The 3669-nt window shown below is 70.3% G+C and carries 3 protein-coding genes; all 3 read right to left on the bottom strand.

Annotated elements, in window-relative coordinates; translation table 11 throughout:
- Positions 1-1457 (bottom strand): UDP-N-acetylmuramoyl-L-alanyl-D-glutamate--2,6-diaminopimelate ligase (locus ACK42S_RS16440; RefSeq protein ID WP_409710039.1); only part of this gene is annotated, 1457 nt, incomplete at its 3' end.
- Positions 1457-3232, bottom strand: coding sequence for a peptidoglycan D,D-transpeptidase FtsI family protein (locus ACK42S_RS16445; RefSeq protein WP_409710045.1), 1776 nt, complete (start codon positions 3230-3232; stop codon positions 1457-1459). The genes ACK42S_RS16440 and ACK42S_RS16445, both read right to left, overlap by 1 nt.
- Before the next feature lie 44 nt (positions 3233-3276).
- Complete coding sequence (ftsL, locus tag ACK42S_RS16450; RefSeq protein ID WP_409710042.1) at positions 3277-3573, bottom strand: cell division protein FtsL; 297 nt, start codon at positions 3571-3573, stop codon at positions 3277-3279.
- Between the last annotated feature and the right edge of the window lie 96 nt (positions 3574-3669).

The raw sequence follows: 3669 nt of genomic DNA on the forward strand, positions 1-3669 counted from the left end.
TGGGCCGCGCGGGCCTCGTCCACGTCCGAGAAGGGCAGGCGCTGGCCGGCGATCTCTTGATAGTCTTCGTGGCCCTTGCCGGCCAGCAAGATGACATCGCGCGGGTCGGCCGCCGCCACCGCGGTGGCAATGGCCAGGCGGCGGTCCTCGATGGCCTGCAGCGTGGGGGCCGGGCGCATGCCCGCGACGATCTGCTCGATGATGCGCATCGGCGGCTCGCTGCGCGGGTTGTCGCTGGTGACGATGACGCGGTCGGCGCGCGCCTGGGCGATCGCCCCCATCTGCGGCCGCTTGCTGCTGTCGCGGTCGCCACCGCAGCCGAACACGCACCACAGAGCCCCCCCGCGCTCGCGGGCGAAGGGCCTCAGGGCGGTCAGCACCTTGTCCAGGGCATCGGGCGTGTGGGCGTAGTCCACCACCACCGACGCCACACCCTCCTCGTCCAGGCGCTGCATGCGCCCGGGCACGGGCCCCAGCGCCTGCAGGGCGCGAGCGGCTTGTGCCAGCGGCACGCCCAGAGCGCGCAGGCAGCCGGCCACGGCCAACAGGTTGTGGACGTTGTAATCGCCGATCAGCGTGGTGCGCACCGGCTCGGCCTGCGGGCCTTCGCACAACTCGAAGCCCAGGCCGCCACCTCGGTAGCCCACCGCGCGCGCCTGCAGCCCGGCGGCGGCCTGCAGGCCATAGCCCCACAGCTCGACGCTGCGGCCGCTCAGCCGGGCCACGACGTCCTCGCCCTTCGGATCGTCAAGGTTCACGACGGCCGCGCGCAGGCCCGGCCAGGCGAAGAGCTGGGCCTTGGCCTCCCAGTAGGCGGCCATGCCTCCGTGGTAGTCCAGATGGTCGCGCGTGAAATTCGTGAAGGCCGCCACCGCGATGCGGGTGCCGTCCAGGCGGCGTTCGTCCAGGCCGATCGACGAGGCCTCGATGGCGCAGGCCTTCAGGCCCTGGTCGACGAAGGCGCGCAAGCTGCGGTGCAGCGTGACCGGATCCGGGGTGGTCAGACCGGTGGAGGTGAGCGAGCCCGGCCGCCCCACGCCCAGCGTGCCAATCAGACCGCAGGGCCGATCCAGCGCCGTCAGGGCCTGCGCCACCCACCAGGCGGTCGAGGTCTTGCCGTTGGTGCCGGTCACGGCCACGAGGTCCAGGTGCGACGAAGGCTGTCCGAACCAGCGGTCGGCCAGCACGCCGGTGGCGGCCTTCAGACCCGGCACGGCGGCGATGCGCTCGTCGTCGAAGCCGAAGGCCTCGACCCCCATGCGTTCCACCAGACAGGCCCGGGCGCCGGCGGCCAGGGCGGCGGCCACGTGCCGGCGCGCATCGGTGGCATGCCCCGGCCAGGCAATGAAGGCCTCGCCGCCACGGATGCGGCGGCTGTCGATGGCCAGGTCGGTGCAGCCTCGCTCGCGCAGCCAGTCCTGCGCAGCGACCACGGTGTCGAAGACGCGCAAGGGCATCAGAAGCTCTCCTCCACACCCTCGACGTGGCGCGCAACGATCTGGGGCTGCACGGCGATGTCGGGTTGCACACCCATCATGCGCAGGCTTTGCTGCACCACCTCGGCAAACACGGGCGCGGCCACGGCACCACCATAGAACTTGCCGGCCGAGGGCTCGTCGATCATCACCGCCACGACGATGCGCGGCTGCTCCACCGGCGCCAGACCGACGAACCAGGAACGGTACTTCTTGTCGGCGTAGCCCCTGCCTTCTTGCTTGCGCGCCGTGCCGGTCTTGCCGCCCACCGAGTAGCCCACGGTCTGCGCCAGCGGCGCCGTACCGCCCGGGCCGGCGGCCATCTGTAGCATGCGACGGGTGGTCTGGGCCACACGCGGGGAAAACACCCGCAGGCCGGGCGCCGGCTCGGGATCTTTCAGCAAGGTCACGGGAATGAGCTCGCCATCGCGGGCGAACACGGTATAGGCGCGCGCCAACTGGAAGAGCGAGACGGACAGGCCGTAGCCGTAGCTCATCGTCGCATGCTCGATGGGCCGCCAGGTCTTGTAGGGCCGCAGCCGGCCGCTGACCACCCCCGGGAAGGGCAGTTGGGGCTTTTGCCCCAGCCCGATCTCGGTGAACATCTCCCACATCTCGCGCGAGGGGATCTGCTGGGCCAGCTTGACGGTGCCGACGTTGCTGGACTTTTGAATCACCTCGGCCACCGTGAGGCGGCCGTAGGCATGGGTGTCGCGGATGGTCGAGCCGGTGACGGTCATCCATCCAGGCCCGGTGTCGATCGGGGTGTTGGGTGAGACGCGCCCAGTCTCCATCGACAGCGCGGCCACGAAAGGCTTCATCGTCGAGCCCGGCTCGAAGGTGTCGGTCAGTGCCCGGTTGCGCAATTGGGCGCCGCTGAGGTTCTCGCGCCGGGCGGGGTTGTAGCTCGGATAGTTGGCCAGGGCCAGCACCTCGCCGCTGTGCACGTCCAGCACCACCACCGAACCGGCCTGGGCCTTGTGCTCGGCCACGGCATCGCGCAGGCGCTGGTAGGCGAAGAACTGGATCTTCGAATCGATGGACAACTGGATGTCCCGGCCATCGACCGGCGCGACGCTCTCGCCGATGTCCTCGACGATGCGGCCCAGCCGGTCGCGGATGACACGACGCTGCCCATGGCGGCCGGCCAGCTCGTGCTGGAAAGCCAGCTCCACGCCTTCTTGGCCACGATCCTCGATGTCGGTGAAGCCCACCACATGGGCAACGGCCTCGCCTTCGGGATAGCGGCGCTTGTACTCCTTGACCTGGTGCACACCCTTCAGGCCCAGCGCCTTCACGCGCTCGGCCACGTCCTCGTCGATCTGGCGACGCAGCCAGACGAAATTCGGATTGTCGCCCAAACGCTTGTCCAGCTCGGCCACGGTCATGCCCAGCAGGCGGGCGAGTTCGCGACGCTGCGCCCGGTCGGCCTCGAAATCCTTGGGAATGACCCAGATCGACGGCGCCGGCACGCTGGAGGCCAGGATCAGGCCATTGCGGTCGAGGATGCGTCCGCGGTTGGCCGGCAGCTCGAGGGTGCGGGCATAGCGGCTCTCGCCCTGGCGCTGGTAGAAATCGGTGCCGATGATCTGCACATACGCCGCCCGGCACAGCAGCACCGCAAACGACAGACCGATGCAGGCGACGAGGAATTTCGAGCGCCACGGCGGCGTCTTGGACGCCAGCAGCGGGCTGGTGGCATAGCGCACCTCGTGCAGCGCATGTAGCGCCGGCTTGCGCGGCCGGCGCCGCGGCAGCGCGGCTGCGCCGTTGCGACGGGGCAGCAGTCGGGCGAGCCAGCTCACCGGACCCCTCCCTGCGCGGCTGAAGCCGCTGCCTCGTCAAGCACGTACTGCGTCACGGCCGCGGTGGGCGTGCGCATCTGCAGCTTTTCGCGCGCGATCTTCTCCACCCGCAGCGGGGTGGCCTGGGTGCGCTTTTCGAGCTGGAGCTGCTCGTGCGCGGTCTCCAGCGCGCGCTCCTCAGCCTGGGCACGCTCCACCTGCGTGAACAGGCGTCGGGCCTGGTAGGACACGTGCACCAGGTACAGGCCGCTGACGATCAGCCCGGCGAAGAGGAGGACATTGAGACGACTCATGCCCCCCCCAACGCCACGGCGGTGGGGGGGGGGGGGGAGAGGGAGGGGGGGAGAGGAGGAGGGGGGGGATAGCACCTCCCCCGTTGGGGGGAGGGG

The organism is Caldimonas sp., from assembly GCF_046289365.1.
Lineage (GTDB): Bacteria > Pseudomonadota > Gammaproteobacteria > Burkholderiales > Burkholderiaceae_C > Caldimonas.

What these genes read in the sequence shown, in the direction of transcription:
- ftsL (WP_409710042.1), bottom strand. Translation starts at nt 3,573, where the DNA reads ATGAGTCGTCTCAATGTCCTCCTCTTCGCCGGGCTGATCGTCAGCGGC.